At 58.6% G+C, this 18,346-nt stretch carries 17 protein-coding genes; 10 read left to right on the top strand and 7 right to left on the bottom strand.

Translation table 11 applies throughout. From position 1 onward, the window contains the following. Positions 1 to 12: 12 nt before the first annotated feature. The 3 genes from A6M21_RS00415 to A6M21_RS00405 are packed head-to-tail and all read right to left on the bottom strand — an operon-like array spanning position 13 to position 2,517. Positions 13 to 1,497, bottom strand: a complete 1,485-nt coding sequence (locus A6M21_RS00415) for an aldehyde dehydrogenase family protein (protein WP_066665844.1) — start codon at positions 1,495 to 1,497, stop codon at positions 13 to 15. Between the two features lie 24 nt (positions 1,498 to 1,521). Continuing rightward, positions 1,522 to 1,932 carry an SCP2 sterol-binding domain-containing protein gene (locus A6M21_RS00410; protein ID WP_066665842.1) on the bottom strand — a complete coding sequence of 137 codons (411 nt, stop codon included), beginning with the start codon at positions 1,930 to 1,932 and terminating at the stop codon, positions 1,522 to 1,524. Positions 1,933 to 1,947: 15 nt separating this feature from the next. Next, positions 1,948 to 2,517 (bottom strand): TetR/AcrR family transcriptional regulator, encoded by a 570-nt coding sequence (locus A6M21_RS00405; protein WP_066665840.1) that lies wholly within the window; start codon positions 2,515 to 2,517, stop codon positions 1,948 to 1,950. A gap of 332 nt (positions 2,518 to 2,849) precedes the next feature. Here A6M21_RS00405 and A6M21_RS00400 point away from each other — a divergent pair, with 332 nt between their 5' ends. The 6 genes from A6M21_RS00400 (at position 2,850) to hepT (ending at position 10,613) form a co-directional block, all read left to right on the top strand. Beyond that, positions 2,850 to 4,529, top strand: a complete 1,680-nt coding sequence (locus A6M21_RS00400; RefSeq protein ID WP_066665838.1) for a long-chain-fatty-acid--CoA ligase — start codon at positions 2,850 to 2,852, stop codon at positions 4,527 to 4,529. Continuing rightward, complete coding sequence (locus tag A6M21_RS00395; RefSeq protein WP_066665836.1) at positions 4,526 to 5,623, top strand: 2-hydroxyacyl-CoA dehydratase subunit D; 1,098 nt, start codon at positions 4,526 to 4,528, stop codon at positions 5,621 to 5,623. The genes A6M21_RS00400 and A6M21_RS00395 overlap by 4 nt, the downstream gene beginning before the upstream one ends. Before the next feature lie 229 nt (positions 5,624 to 5,852). Beyond that, positions 5,853 to 7,082, top strand: coding sequence for a 2-hydroxyacyl-CoA dehydratase subunit D (locus A6M21_RS00390; RefSeq protein ID WP_242868714.1), 1,230 nt, complete (start codon positions 5,853 to 5,855; stop codon positions 7,080 to 7,082). Positions 7,083 to 7,324: 242 nt separating this feature from the next. Beyond that, positions 7,325 to 8,107: an acyl-CoA dehydratase activase gene (locus tag A6M21_RS00385; protein WP_078060270.1), complete on the top strand. Its 783-nt coding sequence runs from the start codon at positions 7,325 to 7,327 to the stop codon at positions 8,105 to 8,107. Positions 8,108 to 8,314: 207 nt separating this feature from the next. Then, positions 8,315 to 9,598, top strand: a complete 1,284-nt coding sequence (locus tag A6M21_RS00380; protein WP_066665831.1) for a DUF445 domain-containing protein — start codon at positions 8,315 to 8,317, stop codon at positions 9,596 to 9,598. A gap of 130 nt (positions 9,599 to 9,728) precedes the next feature. Continuing rightward, the gene (hepT, locus tag A6M21_RS00375; RefSeq protein ID WP_066665829.1) at positions 9,729 to 10,613 is read left to right on the top strand and encodes a type VII toxin-antitoxin system HepT family RNase toxin; all 885 of its coding nucleotides are present in this window, start codon (positions 9,729 to 9,731) and stop codon (positions 10,611 to 10,613) included. Between the two features lie 10 nt (positions 10,614 to 10,623). Here the strand turns inward: hepT and A6M21_RS00370 are convergent, their stop codons facing one another. The 4 genes from A6M21_RS00370 to A6M21_RS00355 all read right to left on the bottom strand — a co-directional run bounded on the left by A6M21_RS00370 (position 10,624) and on the right by A6M21_RS00355 (position 14,646). Then, the gene (locus tag A6M21_RS00370; RefSeq protein WP_066665827.1) at positions 10,624 to 11,199 is read right to left on the bottom strand and encodes a TetR/AcrR family transcriptional regulator; all 576 of its coding nucleotides are present in this window, start codon (positions 11,197 to 11,199) and stop codon (positions 10,624 to 10,626) included. A 188-nt stretch (positions 11,200 to 11,387) separates the two neighbouring features. Next, positions 11,388 to 12,521 (bottom strand): ABC transporter permease, encoded by a 1,134-nt coding sequence (locus A6M21_RS00365; protein WP_066665826.1) that lies wholly within the window; start codon positions 12,519 to 12,521, stop codon positions 11,388 to 11,390. Between the two features lie 6 nt (positions 12,522 to 12,527). Continuing rightward, positions 12,528 to 13,331 (bottom strand): ABC transporter ATP-binding protein, encoded by an 804-nt coding sequence (locus tag A6M21_RS00360; RefSeq protein ID WP_078060268.1) that lies wholly within the window; start codon positions 13,329 to 13,331, stop codon positions 12,528 to 12,530. 280 nt (positions 13,332 to 13,611) lie between these two features. Beyond that, positions 13,612 to 14,646 (bottom strand): HlyD family secretion protein, encoded by a 1,035-nt coding sequence (locus A6M21_RS00355; RefSeq protein WP_066665825.1) that lies wholly within the window; start codon positions 14,644 to 14,646, stop codon positions 13,612 to 13,614. A 429-nt stretch (positions 14,647 to 15,075) separates the two neighbouring features. On the opposite strand from A6M21_RS00355, the gene A6M21_RS18200 reads away from it, so the two are divergent. From A6M21_RS18200 to A6M21_RS00335, 4 genes are all read left to right on the top strand, one after another. Beyond that, the gene (locus A6M21_RS18200; protein ID WP_151191728.1) at positions 15,076 to 15,279 is read left to right on the top strand and encodes a hypothetical protein; all 204 of its coding nucleotides are present in this window, start codon (positions 15,076 to 15,078) and stop codon (positions 15,277 to 15,279) included. Between the two features lie 169 nt (positions 15,280 to 15,448). Further along, complete coding sequence (locus tag A6M21_RS00345) at positions 15,449 to 15,964, top strand: YbaK/EbsC family protein (protein WP_242868713.1); 516 nt, start codon at positions 15,449 to 15,451, stop codon at positions 15,962 to 15,964. Between the two features lie 149 nt (positions 15,965 to 16,113). Further along, a complete protein-coding gene (locus tag A6M21_RS00340) occupies positions 16,114 to 16,551 on the top strand; it encodes an OsmC family protein (protein ID WP_066665821.1) in 438 nt (145 codons plus the stop codon). Positions 16,552 to 16,881: 330 nt separating this feature from the next. Continuing rightward, positions 16,882 to 18,336, top strand: a complete 1,455-nt coding sequence (locus tag A6M21_RS00335) for an amino acid permease (protein WP_066665819.1) — start codon at positions 16,882 to 16,884, stop codon at positions 18,334 to 18,336. Positions 18,337 to 18,346: the final 10 nt, after the last annotated feature.

The raw sequence follows: 18,346 nt of genomic DNA, 5'->3' as shown, positions 1-18,346 counted from the left end.
TTCACCCCCTTTTTAGAAATAGGATACGGGCGACTCATTTAAATCAACGATCACCGTTTTCGTTTCCAGGTAGGCCTCCAGTCCCTGGCTCCCCAGTTCCCGGCCGAGGCCGCTTTGTTTATAGCCGCCGAAGGGCGCCGTGGGGGAAAGCAACTGGTAGGTGTTGATCCAGATGGTGCCGGACCGGACGGCCCGGGCCACCCGGAAGGCCCGCTTGATGTCCCGTGTCCAGACGGCCCCGGCCAGGCCGTAAATGGTGCCGTTGGCCATGCGGATCAGTTCTTCCTCGCTGCTGAAGGGCAGGACGGCCGCCACCGGTCCGAATATCTCCTCCCGGGCGATGCTCATTTCCGGGTCGACCGCGCCGAAAACGGTTGGTTCGATAAAAAAGCCTTTTTCATACGGTGCCGTCAGTGCCGGCCGGCCGCCCCCGGTGAGCAATCTGGCGCCCTGGGTTTTGCCGGCGGCAATGTAATTTTGCACTTTGGTTAGCTGGGACTGGTTGATCAGCGGCCCCAGGTCGGACATCATGTCGCTGCCCGGACCCACCGTCAGGGCGCCGGCGCGGGCGATAAAAGCCTCGATAAAAGCATCGTAGATGGATTCCTGCACGAAAATCCGGCTGCCGGCCTGGCAGACCTGTCCCTGGTTCAAAAAAATGCCGAACAGCGCCCCGGATACGGCGGCTTCCAGATCGGCGTCCTCAAAGATAATGTTTGGTGATTTGCCGCCCAGTTCCAGGGTGACCCGCTTGATGTCACCGGCGGCGTCTCTCAAGATGGAGCGCCCGGTTTCGGTTTCCCCGGTAAAGGTGATTTTGCTTACGCCGGGATGGGTAACCAGGGCGCGTCCCACGGTGCCGCCGGGTCCGGTGAGCACGTTGACCATTCCCTCCGGTACGCCCGCTTCCAGACAGATTTCCGCCAGGCGCAGGGCGGTTAAAGGTGTTTCCGACGACGGTTTGAGCACCACCGGGCAGCCGGCGGCCAGGGCCGGCGCTATTTTCCAGGCCGGCATTAAAAGAGGAAAGTTCCAGGGGGTAATCTGTGCCGCCACGCCCACCGGCTCCTTGATGGTCAGGGCCAGATAGTCGGGCGGGGCGCCGTCCACCGCGAAAGGCACGGTTTCGCCACCGGTCCGGGCGGCCAGTCCGCTGTAATAGCTGAAAGTATCCACCGCCAGGGGGATTTCTACATAAAGGGCCGTGTTCAGGGTCATGCCGTTTTCCTTGCTCATCAAGCCGGCCAGTTCATCCGCGTTGTTCCGGATCAGCTCGCCGGTGCGGTTTAAAATGCGTCCCCTTTCCAGCGGGGAAATGATTGACCAGCGCCGGTCCTCCAGCGCCTCCCGGGCCGTCTTTACGGCCCGGTCTACGTCCGCCGGCCCTGCTTTGGCCACCCGGGCGAACGGTTCGCCGGTGGCCGGGTCGACGACCGGGAAAAACTCCCCGGCCGCACTGAAAAGCTTTTCCCCGCCAATGATGAAACCATAATCCATGCTCGATTCCCCCTCTTTAACCGGTTAAACGGTCAATAAATCTTCCCGCCCCGCTTCTTGCAGGTAGGCCTGGTAGCGGGCGTACAGGGGTTGGATAATGGGCAGCAGTTTCAGCGCTTTTTGCACCGGTCCCCGGGCGATAATCTGCTGGCGGGCGAGCGCCTGGGGCAGGTTGACTTTTCCCAGCCAGAAGCGGTGCGCCGTATCGGCCTTCATTTCAAATACCACGTCGGCCTTGTGCGCGGTCTCTCCTTCCTGAACCTCTATATCGTTCCCGGTGGATACCAGCGTGATCAGTGCGTCCGGGTTCAAGTACTTGAACTGTACCGTGATTCCGGTTTTACCGATTTGCTGCGCTATATCCGAGCCGGTTTGCGCACGGAAAAATGTTCCCAATACCCTGTACAGCTCTTCGGAATTGACGAAAAAAGTCATGTTTGCAGCCCCCCATTATTTTAATAATACTTTGCTGAATATTTCCGCCACCAGTGCCGTTTGAATGTCTTCCGGCGCGATCAGACACTGCAGCGTTATGCCTTCGATAAAAGCCAGCACCACCGCCGCGGCGGCGTCCAACTCTTCCGGACCGGTCTGAAACTTCAGGAGATCGATCAACTGATCGGCGATCAAGCGGCGCCACTCGCGGTATTTGGCGGCAATCTTGCGCCGGATCTCCCCGTTACCCGTGATGGCCTCCTGAATCAGGTGGAAGGTGAGCCGTCCCAGTTCCTCCGCGGATACCACGGCTTCCAGCGTCAACCTGACTACTTCCGCGGGCGGAATGCCCCGGTCGAGTTGGTGCAAACGTTCGATCAGGGCACCGGTGAGTTGCTGGAAATTCCGGTCCACAATGTCATAGATGATGTCATCTTTGCTTTTGTAGTAATAATAAATGGTGCCCTTGCTGATGCCGAGAGCCTCTGCAAGGTCGCCGATGCTGGTATTGTTGATCCCCTTTTGGGAGAAGAGGTCGCCGGCGGCGGCAAGGATTTTGTCTTTGTTGCTTTGCTCTTTGGACATTTAAGCTCCTCATAAATATTGGTATATTTCTCATCTTGTGGCGGACGCGTACTGGTTTTTGGTGGGGGTTTTGTGTCATTGTCCGATCCGTCGGTCGGACGTCCGTCCGAATATGTTAGGTTTATTTTAGATCGGCAAGATAATTTAGTCAATAAGAAATATTCAGACTATAATGACGCAATTTGAGTATTGACTTTTAACTGGAAATTTGTTTTAGTTGTTTTTAACTGTTAAATACCGGCTTACCTTTTTCGCGGCGCACCGGTCCGGCTTTAACCGTCCGAATATTTTAAATTTTCCCGATAGCTTTAGCAGGCAGGTGAGAAAAAGAAATGGATTCCCCGCCCGGCGCCCTGCCCTGGCTTTCAGCTTACGACCCGGATGTACCCGCCCGCCTCGACTATCCGGACAAGCCCGTTTTCGCCCTGCTCAAGGAAAATGTACGCCGGCACGCGGAACGCACGGCGCTGATCTTTTACGGCAAAAAAATTTCCTACGGGCAACTGGGCGGCTATGTCGATCGCCTGGCCGGCGCATTAAAGCAACTGGGGACCGGGCCGGGGGACCGGGTGGCGCTGATTCTGCCCAACTGCCCGCAGTATGTGATTGCCTACTATGCCGTTTTGCAGCTGGGCGCCGTCGTGGTGCCGGTCAACCCCCTGAGCACGGAGCGGGAGTTGACGCATATTGTGCGGGACGCCGGTGTGCGCCTGGCAATAGCACTGAATTTACTGGCCGGCCGGATGGAAAATGTGCGGACTGCTTTGCGGGACGCCGGATCACCTTTGCTGGAGCAAGTTATCTATGCATCAATGCCGGAGTTTCTCCCGTTTCCGCTGAATTTACTTTATCTTCTGAAACAAAAATCTCCGCCGGCCTGCCGCCACGGCCTGCGCTTCCGGCCGCTTCTAAACGGGTCACCGGCGCTTGCCTGCGCCGCCTCAGCGGATGTGCGCCGTGCGCCGGCGGTGCTTATTTACACCGGCGGTACCACGGGCAAACCGAAAGGGGTCATGCTTTCCCACTACGCCCTGGTGGTCAACGCCTGGCAGTGCCGGGCCTGGGTGAATACCGCGCCGGCAGACCGGTTGCTGGCCGTTTTGCCCATTTTTCACGGCTTCGGGATGAGTGTCTGTATGAATTCCATCCTGCTGTCCGGCGGTGCCGCCATCCTGCTGCCGCGCTATCAGCCCGGGGAGATTTTGAAGGCCGTTCACCGCCACCGCCCGACCCTTTTTGCCGGGGTGCCCACCATGTTCACCGGACTGATTAATCAGCCGGATTTAAGCCGCTATGATTTGTCTTCGTTGAGGGGTTGTTTTTCCGGTGCGGCGTCCCTGCCGCCGGAAATCAAGCGCCGGTTCGAGGAGCTGACGGGCGGCCGTTTGATGGAAGGTTACGGGTTGACGGAAGCGGTAACGGCCAAATGCGCCAACCCTTACCGTGGGGTGAATAAAACGGGCAGCATCGGCGTTCCCTTTCCCGATACGGTAATGCGCATTGTCGATGCGGAAACGGGTGCCAGGGAACTGCCGCCGGGGGAGGTGGGGGAAATAGTATTAAAAAGCCCGGACATAATGCTCGGCTATTACGGCCGTCCGGAGGAAACGGCGGCGGTCGTCCGCGACGGCTGGCTTTACACCGGCGATCTTGGCTACATGGATGCGGACGGCTACTTTTACCTGGTGGAACGTAAGAAGGATTTGATTATCACCGGCGGTTTCAACGTCTACCCGCGGGAAGTGGAGGATGTTTTATACATGCACCCGGCAGTAAAAGAGGCCTGTGTAATCGGTGTGCCGGACGGTTACCGGGGGGAAACGGTCGTAGCGTTTATAGTGTTGCGGGAAAATGCGGCTGCCGGTGCCGATGAACTGATCGCCTTTTGCCGGCAGAACCTGCTCCCCTATAAAGTGCCCCGCCGGGTGGAATTTTGCCCGGAGCTGCCCAAAAGCGCCATCGGCAAGGTGCTGCGGCGGGTTTTGAGAGAAAAGGCGGGTGATTACAAATGACGACGGCTTCTGCAGACAGGGATCCGGTAATGATTTTACTTGAGGCCGCCGCTTCCGGTGGCGCCGGGTGGCCGCAGCTTTATCCCGGCAGCCGTCCCTTCGGTTATTTTTGCAGTTACTGGCCGGAAGAATTAATTCTCAGCCTGGGCCGGGAGCCCTTGCGTTTACTGCCGCCGGCTGCGGCCGGCGTCCCCGCCCGTTTGCCCGCCTACTGCTGTTTGCCGGCCCGGGCTTGTCTGGCCGCCGGGGAAGCGAAAGAGTATGATTTCCTGGCCGGAGCCGGATTTGCCCATACCTGCGATACCATCCAATGCCTGGCCGGCATCTGGCCCCACCGGCATACGTTCATGTTCGTTCCGCCCGTCACCATGGATTCGCCGGAGGCAGGGACCTATTTTAAAGCCGAACTGGAGCGGCTCTGGCGCCGCCTGGCGGAAACGGCCGGCGTGCAATCGGATGCGCATCAGTTGCAGCGGGCCGTTGTTTTGATGAACCGCATCCGGTCCCTGGCCGGCCAACTGGATGAATTGCGGCCGCAGTTGCCTTCGCCGCTGGTTGCGGCACTGATGCGTGCCGGACAGTTGATGCCCCGGGCGGCCTATGCCGCGTCGCTGGAAGCGGCCCTGCCGGCACTGGCTGTAAAGGCGGACGGGGTGGGGGAGCGGCGCCGGTTGTTGATCAGCGGTTCCATCCTGGAGAACGACGGCCTGTATGTCATGCTGGAAGAACTGGGCGCCCGGGTGGTGGCCGACGACACCTGCACTGGCTACCGGCATTTCGCCGGCCTGGTGAATGAACGGGCGGAGCCCCTGGCCGGGATAGCCGCCCGCTACGCCGCACGTCCGCCCTGCCCCTGCCGGCACCAGTACCTGGAAGCAAGGCTGGACTACCTGTTGGCCCTGGCCCGCCGCCGTAGTGCGGAAGGGGTGGTGCTGGTGGTGCGCAAGTACTGCGACCCCCATGCCTGGGATGCCGCGGCGGCCGGTGACAGGCTGCGCGAAGCGGGTGTTCCGGTGCTGGTGCTGGAAATGGAAACGTCCACGCCCGGCGGGCAGGAGCGCACCAGACTGCAGGCGTTTCTGGAGTGTCTTTAGAATTGCCTTAAAACAACCGGGATGTTGTCATGCACTTTTGCCCCGGGTCGGGTGTCAACCGGGCTTTATTTGCTCCAGCCGGCTGCGCCGTCTATCTGAGCAAGCTGGTATACCTCTGTTTTATTGATAACTGGCTTACTTGAATTCATAATGGAATAGCAGTTGTTTAACCCATCCGGCTCTTGGATTTTACAAAGGTGTCTATAATTTTAAGGAGGTCCTGGTCACATTGGCGAAGGAGCGCCGTTATCTTCCCCTGCGCAGTACCCGTTACCTGGGGCGGACCATGCAAAGGTACTATCTGCTCACCCGTTATCAGCGCCTGTGGGGCCGTCCCCTGAAACGGCCGCTGGCCTGGGTGACCAGCGGCGCCCCGGTGGAGATCCTGCGCGCACTGCGCATCGATCCCGTTTACCCGGAAAATTACGGCGCCATTTGCGGCGCCCGGCGGGTGGCTCCGGAACTGTGCCGGGCGGCCGAGGCGGCGGGTTACTCCCCGGATCTGTGTTCTTACGCCCGGGCCGGCATCGGCGCCATTTTACGTCCGGACCTGGCCCCCATGGGCGGGCTGCCCCGGCCGGATTTGCTCGTCACGTGCAACAATATCTGCGGCACGGTGCTCAAATGGTACGAGGCGCTGGCGCGCCGGTTCAATGTGCCGCTGTTTATTCTTGATACGCCTTTTGTAACCGGGGAACTGAAGCAACATACCGTCGACTATGTACTGGAACAATTGCGCGGTTTGGTTGGCGGGCTGGAACGGCTCACCGGCCGCCGTCTCAAACCGGCGGACCTGCAAAAGTGCATCTCCCTCAGCAACGAAGCGGTGAGGTTATGGGGGGAAATCAGAAATTTATGCCGCCACCGCCCCTCGCCCTTAAATACCCCCGACCTGTTTGTACACATGGCGCCAATCGTGGTTCTGCGCGGTACGGCCGGCGCGGTGGCCTATTACCGCCGGCTGTACGATGAGGTCAAAGAACGGGTGCGTGCCGGGCAGGCGGCGGTGGCCGGGGAGAGGTACCGGCTGCTATGGGATAATATCGCCATCTGGTATCAACTGTTCCGCTTTTATCACCTCTTTTCAGAACGCGGGGCCTGTTTTGTCACCGACACCTATACCGGGGGATGGGCGGCCGGACTGGCTCCGGGAGATCCCCTGGAAAGCCTGGCCCGCACCTATACGGCCATTTTTCTCAACCGGTCGGTGGATTTCCGGGTGCGGCAAATGGTGGACCTGATCCGCGATTATGAAGTGGATGGCTTCGTCATGCACTCCAACCGCTCCTGCAAGCCCTACTCCCTGGTGCAGGAGGAAATCCGCCGCCGGGTGATGAATGAAACCGGCGTTCCCGGTCTGCTGGTGGAGGCGGATATGACTGATGCCCGTGTTTACGCCGAAGAACCGGTCCGGAACCGGGTGCAGGCGTTTCTGGAGACGCTGGAGATGACGGTTTGACTCCGGCGGTACGGCACAGGCCGGGCAGGAATTTCAAGCCGGCTGTTTCCGGCCTTTTAAACGGTTGAACGCATGATTTGGACCGGGCCGGATGATGGCAGTATTCCCCGTATCCATGCAGTTTGCCGGCGGCTAAGTAAGAAATTACCAGCGACATCTCCGCAACTTCTTATGTAGTACCATGTCTACAGTTCATGCGCCGGTACTGCGGCGGGTGGAATTGATGTGTGGAGGGATTTTTATTGGCTTATTACCTGGGCGTGGACATCGGTTCGCTGACCACGAAGGTGGCGCTGATCGATCAGGGAGGTATGCTGCTGGCCCGGGCCGTGCGCCGCTCCGGTTACCATGGCCGGGAGACGGCGCTGCAACTGGTGGATGAGCTGTTACGGGAAAAAGGATTAATGGCCGGTCAAATCGCCGGTACTGTGGCCACCGGCTACGGCCGCGTGACTTTTCCGGCCGACCGGGAAGTGTCGGAAATATCCTGCCAGGCCCGGGGCATGGTCCATCTTTTTCCCGGCGCACGAACGGTGATTGACATCGGCGGACAGGACAGCAAGGCCATCCGGGTGTTGCCCGGCGGCCGGGTGGCCGACTTTGCCATGAATGACAAGTGCGCCGCCGGCACGGGGCGCTTTTTGGAAGTGATGGCTCAGGCGCTGGAAGTGACAGTGGCTGAACTGGGCGCGCTGGCGGCCGGGGCGAAAGGACGCTGCCCCATTTCTTCGGTCTGCACTGTTTTCGCTGAATCGGAAGTAATCTCCCATCTGGCGCAAGATACCCCCAGGGAGGACATTGTGGCCGGGGTATGCGCCGCCGTGGCCTCCCGGGTGACTTCCCTGGCGGGACGGGTCGGACCGGAACCCGAGGTAGCCTTTACCGGCGGGGTGGCCCGCAACCGGGGCGTGGTTCATGCCCTGGAAACGGAGTTGGGCCGCCCGCTGCTGGTACCCGCCGACCCGGAAGTGACGGCGGCCCTGGGAGCGGCGCTGGTAGCCCGTTCGCTGACGGGGGGAAGTTAGGGTGGAACAGTGCCGGCGGTTGCAGCTAATCCGGAAGTGACTCATGATCATTCCCACTCCCGTTTTTACGTCTACAGCGGTATACACGATGACGTGATGGTGAAAGTTACTTGCCGGAATGCCGTTTTAACATCCCGTCAAGCAGGAAATGATCAGCTTGGAGGCGAAATTTCTCACGAAAAATCGTTTCTAGCTGGAGGTTTTCGTTTGAACAGCGTATACCGGCTGGCCAACATCTCCCTGGCCCTGGCCTTTACCGGCACGGTGGCCTCCTATCCATTCCGGCATACTATTGCCGGCGGGCTGATCCAGGCCGCCTGTGAGGCTGCGCTGGTGGGCGGCATGGCGGACTGGTTCGCCGTCACCGCCCTGTTCAGGCATCCCCTGGGTTTGAAGATACCGCACACGGCGATCATTGAAAAAAACCGGGATACACTGATCAATAATATTGCCGACGTGGTGCAGAACGAGTGGCTCACCCTGGACGTTATTCACGAACAGGTGAACAACTTCAATGTGACGGAAAAACTGCTCCTCTATTATCACACTCCGGCCGCCCGGGAATATATCCGGAAACTGCTGGTCAACGCCCTGGACGATATTATAAACTCCCTGGATATGGAGAACATCTCCGGGCTGGCGGCCAGGCGCATCAGACGGTATTTGAAGCGGGTGGACGTCAATCATCTCCTGCTGGTTTTCCTGGACTGGCTGCAGGAAAACAAGTATGACGATGAAATAATGGACTATTTGCTGGATGAGCTGATCGCGGTCATGAAAAGCGAGCAGGCCAGGCAGTGGATGGAAACGATCCTGGTCAAGGCGGTGGAGAATTACAAGCAGGGGGGCGGTCCGTGGCGCAAGCTGGGCATTGATCTCTCCCTGAAGCTGGACATCTTGAATTACGGGGAGGCCGTGTCAAATGTCCAGACCAGGGCGCTTGACTTTTTGCGGGAAATTCGTGCCGACCGGGAGCACGGTTACAGGCTGAAAGTAAAAGCAGCGTTGTTTGACGCTTTGAAGGCCAATCTGGAAAACAACGGTAGCCTGCAGGAATCACTGGAAACATGGAAGGCCGATGTGATCAACCGGCTGCCCGTGGAAAAGACGGTATACAGCCTGCTTTGCAATTTCAAGAAAAAATTCGGCTCCACAAAGCACAGCGGTACTTCCGTGGCCATCAAATTGACCGCCGGCTTCCTGGACGAACAGGTGGCCCTGCTGGAAAAGAATGACGGGAAAAAGGAGCAGGTGGAAGGCTGGATTAAATCACACCTGCTCCGGGTGGTGGACGAGGAAGTGCATCCGCGCCTGGGTACGCTGGTCAAAGAAAACCTGAACCGGCTGGACAACAGGACGGTGATCCGGATGGTGGAAAGAAGGGTGGGCAAGGACCTGCAATACATCCGCATCAACGGCGCCCTGGTGGGCGGGTCGGTGGGGGTGTTGCTCTACCTGTGCAAGCTGCTTGTCGAACGGTTCTGGCTTTAAGAATTCCTTGCCGCCGGGCCGGTATGATGGTAAAATAGTGTTACCAATAAGTGGTTAAGGCACAGGTGCTGCATTAATCTTACAGATTCCACTGAACCGCCTGGTTTTAGTCAGGGCAGGTGAGCAGATTATGCAAACCGTTACCAAAAGGCTTTTGCAAAAGTTACAAATACCTACCAATTATTATCATCATTACGGGATTGTCCTGTCGTTTATTTTCGGCTCCACAATTGAAAAATCTGCATTGCCGCCGGCGGATCTTGATGTAGCCGTGCTGTTTTCCCAATATGATTTTCAAAGCTATCTGCAGGCCGGTGAAGATCTTGGCCGGCAATTAAATCGCCGGGATTTGGATCTGGTTGTCCTGAACCTTTGCAGCCCGGCACTGAAAATGGACGTTCTGACCGGGGGGTTTTTGCACTACAGCAAAGATGATGAAACCTTTGCCCGTTTTGCTGTCGATACTTTTTTCGATTATGAGGAGTACCTTTATTTCAAACGGGAATATCAAATTCGATGGCGGAAACGGACACGGGAGGGTTTGCTGGTGGCTACAAGGCAACTTCACCGGGAGCGGGTGGAAACCTGTTTGTCCCAACTGGACCAGGCGGTTCAGCGCTTAAAAGATCTGTCGAAGCGGTTTTCATCCTTTGAAGAATTCACCCTTGACCTGGATACGCGGGAACTGTGCGTACATCACCTGCGCATCGCCCTGGAAAGTGTGCTGGACATATGCCGCCATTTTCTGGCTGTGAAAGGGGTGGCGCTGAATGAATTTGACACCACTGCTCTAATTGAACTGGCCGGGGAGAAGGGCCTTCTGGACCGTCATTTCGCGCACCGGATCAAGGGCATGGCCGGAATGCGCAATGCCATCGTTCATGTATACTGGCGCCTGGATTACGCAGCAATCCACCGTGCCGTCGCCAACGATCTTCCAGATTTTGCAGAATTCGCCCGCCAGGTGACGGCATACCTTGTGCATGAGGAAAAGAAGCAAGAAGCAAAGAAATGAAAAATCCGGATCACTTGTCCCGCCCTTCGACACGGCTGATGCCATAAAGAAATATTTCCATCAAGGTGTCGAAAGCCTGGGGCAGTGAGATGGCCCGGGCAAGGATGAACTCCGGGTTGATCACCGCCCGGATGGAGGCCGTCAAGGCCGCCATCAGCACATCCGGGTTGATTTCCCGGAAGAACCCCCGCCGGGCGCCCTCGCTGAAGATTTCTCCCAACCGTTCAATGCGGCCGGTGCGGAATTGCTCGATCTGTTCCCACCGGTGCGGGTAATGGCGCTGCAGATCGCTTAAAATATTGGGGTCCAGAAAACGTATATTTTCCAGGACGGCCTGGACGAGGGCGCGCAGTTTTTCCGGCGGGGCGGCCGGTCCGGCCATGATTTCCTGAACCCGTTGATCCACACGGTTCATCATCTCATCCAGCACCCGGGCCACGATTTCATCCTTGCCGGTGAAATAACGGTAGAGGGTGCGCTTGCTGATCCCGCAGGCCGCGGCCAGTTCGTCGGTGGTCACGGCGTGAAAGCCTTTTTGCCGGGCCAGGTCTTTCATGGTGGAAAGGATTTTTTCTTTTAAGTCCATGTTTGTTCATCTTCCCCGTTTGAAAGGTTGGAGACCGGTATGCAGACAGACTTACTCCGTCGATGTTCAAGTGATTGTATTCTTCCCAAATTGATGAGACATTCCCCGGAATGGAAATTCTATAAATTGCGGCCGGAACACATATCAAGGTTAAAGGCTTGGTGTCAGGAGTACAGGCAACCCGCTCTTTACTCCACCCGTTTTTTGAAACGCCAGGCGGCCAGGGCGATGATGCCCGCGCCGAATCCGGCCAGCGGCCAGACGTCGCCCCACAGGTAGTTGATCCCCACGCCTTTCAACATGATGCCCCGCAAGATTTCTAAAAAGTAGGTGAGCGGGATCATATCACCCAGGTACTGGATGGGCAGGGGCATGGAAGCCCGGGGGAAAACAAAGCCGCTTAACAGCACGCTGGGCAGGATGAAGAGCATGGTCATCTGCATGGCCTGCAGCTGGGTGCGGGCGATGGTGGAGAAAAACATGCCCAGCCCGAGGGCGAAGACCAGGAAAAGCAGGGTCAGGCCGAGCAGCAGCGGGACGCTTCCCGCCACCGGCACTTTAAACCACAATGTGCCGATGCCCAGGGCCAGGGCCACGTCCACAAAGGAGATCAGGATATAAGGGATCAGCTTGCCGGTCATCAGCTCCGCCCCCCGCACCGGGGTGACCATCAACTGCTCCAGTGTGCCCCGCTCCCTTTCCCGCACCAGGGCGAAGGCGGTGAGCATGATGGTCACGTTTTGCATGACCAGGCCGATCAGGCCCGGTATATTGAATTTCAGGCTCTCCAGACCGGGGTTGTACCAGGCCCGGGTGCGCAGGTCGATGCCCGGACCGGCCGGCGGGGTCTGTCCCTGTGCGGTCATCGCTTCCAGGCTCAGTTGCTGGGACTTGACCCGGGCCACCATTTCAGCCGTGGAGATGGCGGTGCGGGCGAACAACGGGTCGGAACCGTCCACCAGGAACTGCACACTGGCTGTCTCGCCCCGGTGCAGTCTGCGGGCGTAACCGGGCGGGATGATCAGCGCCGCCCGGACCTGGCCGCCGTCCAGCAATGCCCTGATTTCGTGTGTGCTTTGCACCCGGTAAACCAGGTCCAAATAGCCGGTGCCGGCCAGGTTTTCGGCCAGCATCTCACTCTGCTGGCTGTGGTCCTGGTCCAGCACGGCCATGGGAATGTGGTTGACATCGGTGGTCACGGCGTAGCCGAACAATAGCAGCATGATCACCGGCATGGCCAGTGAGATTACCAGGCTGGGCGGGTCCCGGCGGATCTGGATGAACTCCTTGCGGATAATGGCCAGCATTCTGATGCCGCGCATCTGTTTTCACCTGCTTTCTTGACGGTACACATCCCCGCCGGTGGCCATGTCGATGAACACATCCTCCAGGCTGTCCATGCCGGCTTCCGCCATCAACTGGCGCGGCGTACCGAAGGCGTGCAGGTTGCCGTCCTCCATCAGGGCCACCAGGTGGCAGCGCTCCGCCTCGTCCATGTAGTGGGTGGTCACCAGGATGGTGATGCCGTCCGCGGCCAGGCCGTCCAGCAGTTCCCAGAACAGCCGGCGGGACACCGGGTCCACGCCGGCGGTGGGTTCGTCCAGCACCAGCAGGCGGGGTTGGTGGATGAAGGCGCAGGCCAGCGCCGTCCGTTGTTTCCACCCTCCGGACAGGGTGCCCACCAGCTGGTTCTCCCGTCCCGTAATTTTCATTCTGGTGTAGAGTTCCGCGCACCGGGCGGTTACCTGGTGTCCGGTCAGGCCGTAAATATTGCCGAAAAAATGCAGGTTTTCAGCAATGGTCAGGTCCTCGTACAGGCTGAATTTCTGGGACATGTAGCCGATGTTGTTTTTGATCTCCTCGGCCCGGGTGAGGATGTCCAGGCCGAGTACCTGCCCGCCGCCGGCGCTGGGCCGCATCAGCCCGCAGAGCATGCGGATGGTGGTGCTTTTGCCGCTGCCGTTGGGACCCAAAAGGCCGAAGATGCTGCCTGCCGGCACCTGGAAGCTGATTCCCCGCACCGCCTGCAGGGAGCCGAAATTTTTGGCCAGATTGTGCACTGCGATGGTGTATACCGTTTCCGTATCCGGTGCGGTAGCAATGTGATCACCCGGGTTTACCGGTTCGGGCATCCTTTTTCCCCCTGACAGCCATGATTTGTTGAACACAACCCACAAATGAAAAAGGGATAGTCGCACCTCGTCGTTCCAATGCTCCGGTCCGGCGAAAGAAAGCTTTCTCCTAAAACTAAGGTTCCGCCCGCAGCGGCAGGTTCATAACTTTGAATGATTCCATGATAACCAGTGCCGCTGCCATCCGGCTCTGGCGTGTACCGGGTAGCGCTTCCATATTGCGCGCGATTTTTGTTGAAATTAGCCTGGTGTTTAACTTTTAAGCTAAAAGTCCCGGTTATTATTTTGCGGTTTCCGGCGGGGTGAAGGTAACATCGGCCGGCAGGCCCGGTTTGAGCTGCTCCCACCCGCCGGTGACCCGTACCTTCACCCGGAAAACCAGGTTCACCCGGTCCTGTTTGGTCTGTACGTTGCGGGGGGTGAATTCGGCCTGCGGGGAAATGTACTCCACCCGGCCGGGGAAGGCTTTGCCCGGGTAGGCATCCACCCGGATCTGCACCGGTTGCCCCACATTAACCTGATTCAGCTGGTTTTCCGGCACGTACACATTCAGCCACAGGTCGCGGTCGTCCAGCAGGGTGACCACCTGCGCGCCGGGGTGGATCAATTCACCTGGTTCAAAATTGCGGCTGATCACCGTGCCGCTGATCGGCGCCACCAGCCTGGTCCAGTCCAGATTCAGCCGGGCCAGTTTCAGACTGTCCTCGCTTTGTGTGACCCCGGCGGACAGCCGGTCCAGTGCCTGCGGCGTGCTGCCGGCCTGTAAAAGCTCCAGTTTGGCCCGGGCGGCCTCCTGTTGGGCTTGGATCCCCGCCAGCTTGTGCCGGGCGGTGTCACAGGCGGTTTGCTGTTCCTGCAGTGCCTGCTCCGGGATCGCCCCGGCCTGAAAGAGTGACTGTGCCCGCTTGAGGTTATCTTCTTGCAGGGTGAGTTGATCCTGTGCCGCCGCCACCTGGGCCGCCAGGGCATCCACATCCTGCCGGGCGGCCTCGATTTCCTGGCTGCGCGCGCCGGATTCGGCCTCGTCCAGGCCCGCTTGCGCCGCCGCCACGCCGGCCTGCGCCTGATTCTCCTGAATACGGTAGCTTCCGGTATCAAGCTGACCGATTGACTGGCCGGCTTTGACCCGGTCCCCCTCCCGGACGCCCAGTTTTTGCAGCGTACCGCCGACCCGGGCGGTCACATTGACCTCGGTGGCTTCAATGGTGCCGTTGGCCGTCAATGGCCCGGCCTGCCCGCGGGACTGGCAGCCGGCCAGCAGCAGCGCAACAGCCGTGAGCAGGACGGGAAAAATAAAGCAGCGGCGTTTTTGCATTTGCATCCCTCCTGGTAAACTGGATACACTGAAATAGTTTACCTGGTAACATTGTAGCACGGCGCCTGTAATGAGGCAATAATTTTTTCCAAACCGGACACCATTCAGCAACGTAAAGGTGGCGGAAGGAGCGGCTGTGCCCGGCCTGTTGATTTTTGCCGGGTGGCCGCTGTAATCTTGACGGTTGTGCCCGGCGGTTATATAGTGGCTATAATAAGGGTACGGGGCGCCAGGCAGCCGGTGGACTTCATTGCCCGGCGGTTATGCAGTAGTTATAATAAGCAAGGCTTGGCAGGGATTCCGCCGGCGGGAACGGGGAAACCCGGTGAGGAACGAAAATGTATTTTCATGGCAGTCTCGTATGACACAAGCGGCACCATCAGAAGGATAGTTTGTTTAACTTTCAAGCTGGAAAGGAATGTTTTTGTAATGCAGGTTATGGCGATCGATAAATCTAAATGCCGGCCGGAACATTGTGAAAACGGTATTTGTGTGGCTACGTATTCCTGCACCTGGAAAGTACTGGAGCAGGAAAAGCCTTACGTCCCGCCGGCGGTGGATCTGAAACGCTGCCTGGGTTGCGCCCGGTGTACATTCACCTGCCCGCTGGGAGCGGTACAGGCGGCCGGATAACCTTTTTTCACTGTAAACGCGTAATCATACATGTGTGATTGGAGCCTTGTAAATCCCTTGATTCGCGGGGAATCCGGCTCATTGTGGTTTCGCCGGCCGGCGGCATTTCAAGGGTCGCGCCCCCTAATGGCATGTCTGCTTTCAGGAGCGGACAAATAAATCAAAAGGAGTGGACAGCCTGGTCACGGGGGCGGGCGGCTTTCAAACCAGGCGTGAGATGATCAATCCGGTTGAACGCGTGCGTACATATCTGGCCCGGTTCCCCTACCCGGTGGAAGTTTTCGAGTTCGACGCCAGCACTCATACGGCCGAGTTGGCCGCCCGGGCGGTGGGGGTGGCGGTGGGCCAGATCGCCAAGTCAATTTTGTTTACCATTAACGATCTGACGGTGATGGTGGTCACCAGCGGCGATGTCAAGGTGAGTCAAAGCAAACTGAAAAAGCACCTGGGGGTGGCGGGCAAAGTGAAGCTGCCCGATGCACAAACCACCAGGGAGTTGACCGGTTTCCCGCCCGGCGGGGTCTGCCCCTTTGCCCTGGAGCATCCCGTGCCCATATTGATTGACGTGAGCATGAAACGCTTTCCGGTGGTTTATATCGCCGCCGGCAGCCCTCATTCGGCGGCGCCGGTGACGGTGGAGCAGTTGCTGGAGATTACCGGGGGCGAGCTGTGCGATCTGTGTTGATGTAGCGGGACCGGATGGCATAAAACCAGTGCCGGAAAGAAGGCCGGCGCATCATTACGCAGCCGCTTCCTGCGCGGGCGCCACCGGGGGAACGAAAATGGGTCCGTCCGTCGAATCAACGCTTTAAAAGAAAGGAAAGGTGTTCAAACATGAAAGTAAACTTGAAATGGGAAAACGGTATGAAATTCGTCGCCCGGGGAGATTCGCAACACGCGGTGGTGATGGATACTTCTTTCGAGCACGGCGGAAAAGACGAAGGGGTCCGTCCAATGGAGTTGCTGCTGATGGGCATGGCCGGTTGCACCGGTTTGGACGTAATTTCGATTTTAAAGAAGATGCGTATAAAACTGAATACTTTTGAAATATCCGTGGATGCCGTCCGGGCGGAAGAATACCCGCAAGTTTTTACAGCGGCCACACTGATTTACCGTTTCAGTCTGGATAACCCGGAACCGGAAAAAATAAGCCGGGCGATAAAGCTTTCGCACGAGAAATATTGCAGCGCCATCAATACCTTGAAAAAGTCCTTCCCAATCAGCTACCGGTATGAGATTAACGGAACGGCCGGTGAAACAATGCTCATCTGAGCGTTGCCGGTGCTTGAAGAAGGGTGCGGTCGGCGATCGCGCCCTTTATGAATTTGTGCCCCGTCCGCCCCGGCGGAGCCGGTTTCCGTCACCTGTCCGCAATCCTTTTTCCAGTCCGCCTTCCCGGTCCAACGGCCGGATAAGTAACCGCCTCCATGTCAAGAAAATAGCCGCCTGACGTTAAATTCCGCGCCCGGGGCGTGGCTTTGCCGCTTCCCCGCGCCGGGGGGCGGCGGCGGGCCTGCCGGAGCGTGTCCGTGCGGCGTTGGCGGTTAATAGATGTGGCAGTGCATATAATAAATAAACATTTTTGCGTTATGGGGTGAACCGATGGCTGAATTAAAAGCCGGCGGGCAAAAGATGAAAACGCCGTCCTGGCAGGCCATGACCGGCCGCAAGACGCTGCACGGCCGGCGGGACGGGAAAAAACAGCTCGGGCTGCTGGAATTGATCATGATGGGCCTGGGCGGCGCGATCGGCTCGGGCATTTTTGTGGCCAGCGGCATACCGATCCATCTGGCCGGGCCGGGAGTGGCGCTGGTTTTCCTGGCCGGCGGACTGATTACCGCCCTGGTGACCATGATGCTGGCCGAGATGGGAGTGGCCGATCCGGAACGGGGCTCCTTCAGCGCCTATGCGGACAAATACCTGGGCCGGCCGGCGGGTTTTGTTTCCGGCTGGATGTACTGGACGTCGGGTATATTGACCATGGCCACCGAAATGGTGGCCGCCGCCCTGCTGGCCCGGTTCTGGCTGCCGCACTGGCCCGTATGGCTGTTCAGCCTGATTTTTGCCACCCTGGTCACCGGGCTGAACCTGCTGGATGTGCGCTCTTTGAGCCGGGTGGAGGAATGGCTGGCCTTTGTCAAGGCCGGTATGCTGGCCCTGTTTATTATCGCCGGGGCGGCTGTTTTGCTGGGCTTCTGGCCGGGCCATCCTTCCCCCGGATTGTCCAATTACTTTGGCCACGGCGGTTTCTTTCCCACCGGTCCGCACGGCCCGCTGGCCTCCCTGCTGCTGGTCATGTTCGCCTATGCCGGTGTGCAGGTGATCGGCCTGGCTATGGCGGATACGAACAACCCGGAGCAGACCGTGCCCCGCTCGATTCCGGTGATCAATACCGTGCTGCCGGTGCTGTACGTGGGCGCCATGCTCGTGCTGACCGGCCTGACGGACTGGTCAGCCGTCAAAACCGACGGCATCCCCTTTATACCGGTGATTCAAAGCCTGGGTATTCCCGGTGCGGCCGGTTTGATCAATGCGGTGATCCTGAGCGCGGTCATTTCAGCCATGAATTCCAATATGTACGGTGTGCCGCGCATGCTCAACTCCCTGTCCCAACGCCGCGACGCGCCGGCCTTCCTCGGCCGGCCGGACCGGCGCGGGGTGCCGGTTTATGCCGTGCTGGTTTCGGCGGTGTTCTTGCTGCTCATCGCCGGGCTGGCCTACCTGCTGCCGGAACAAATCTTTGTCTATGTGGCCAGCGCCGGCGGGGTGACGTCCCTTTTCAACTGGGTGATCACCGGTTTCACCCACCTGCGTTTCCGCAGCCACCCGCAACGGCAAAAAGATGCCAGAAGACTGAGGTACGCCGGTTTTCCCTACACCACCTGGACGGCCATCGTGCTGCTGCTGGTGGTGCTGGGCACGGCGGCCCTGAGCCGCGGGCAACTGGCCGGGTTGATCAGCGGCCTGGTGCTGCTGGTTCTTTACGTGGCCGCGTTTTACCTGCTGCGTCATTTTTCCCCCCTAAACGATCCTCATGCCGTGCGCCGGCGGGATTGAGCCCTTCCCG

It is taken from the genome of Desulfotomaculum copahuensis, from assembly GCF_001655685.1.
In the GTDB taxonomy this organism is placed as follows: domain Bacteria; phylum Bacillota; class Desulfotomaculia; order Desulfotomaculales; family Desulfovirgulaceae; genus Desulfotomaculum_G; species Desulfotomaculum_G copahuensis.
Note: the sequence above shows the minus strand (reverse complement) of the source record. Positions and strands in the feature narration are given on the sequence as shown.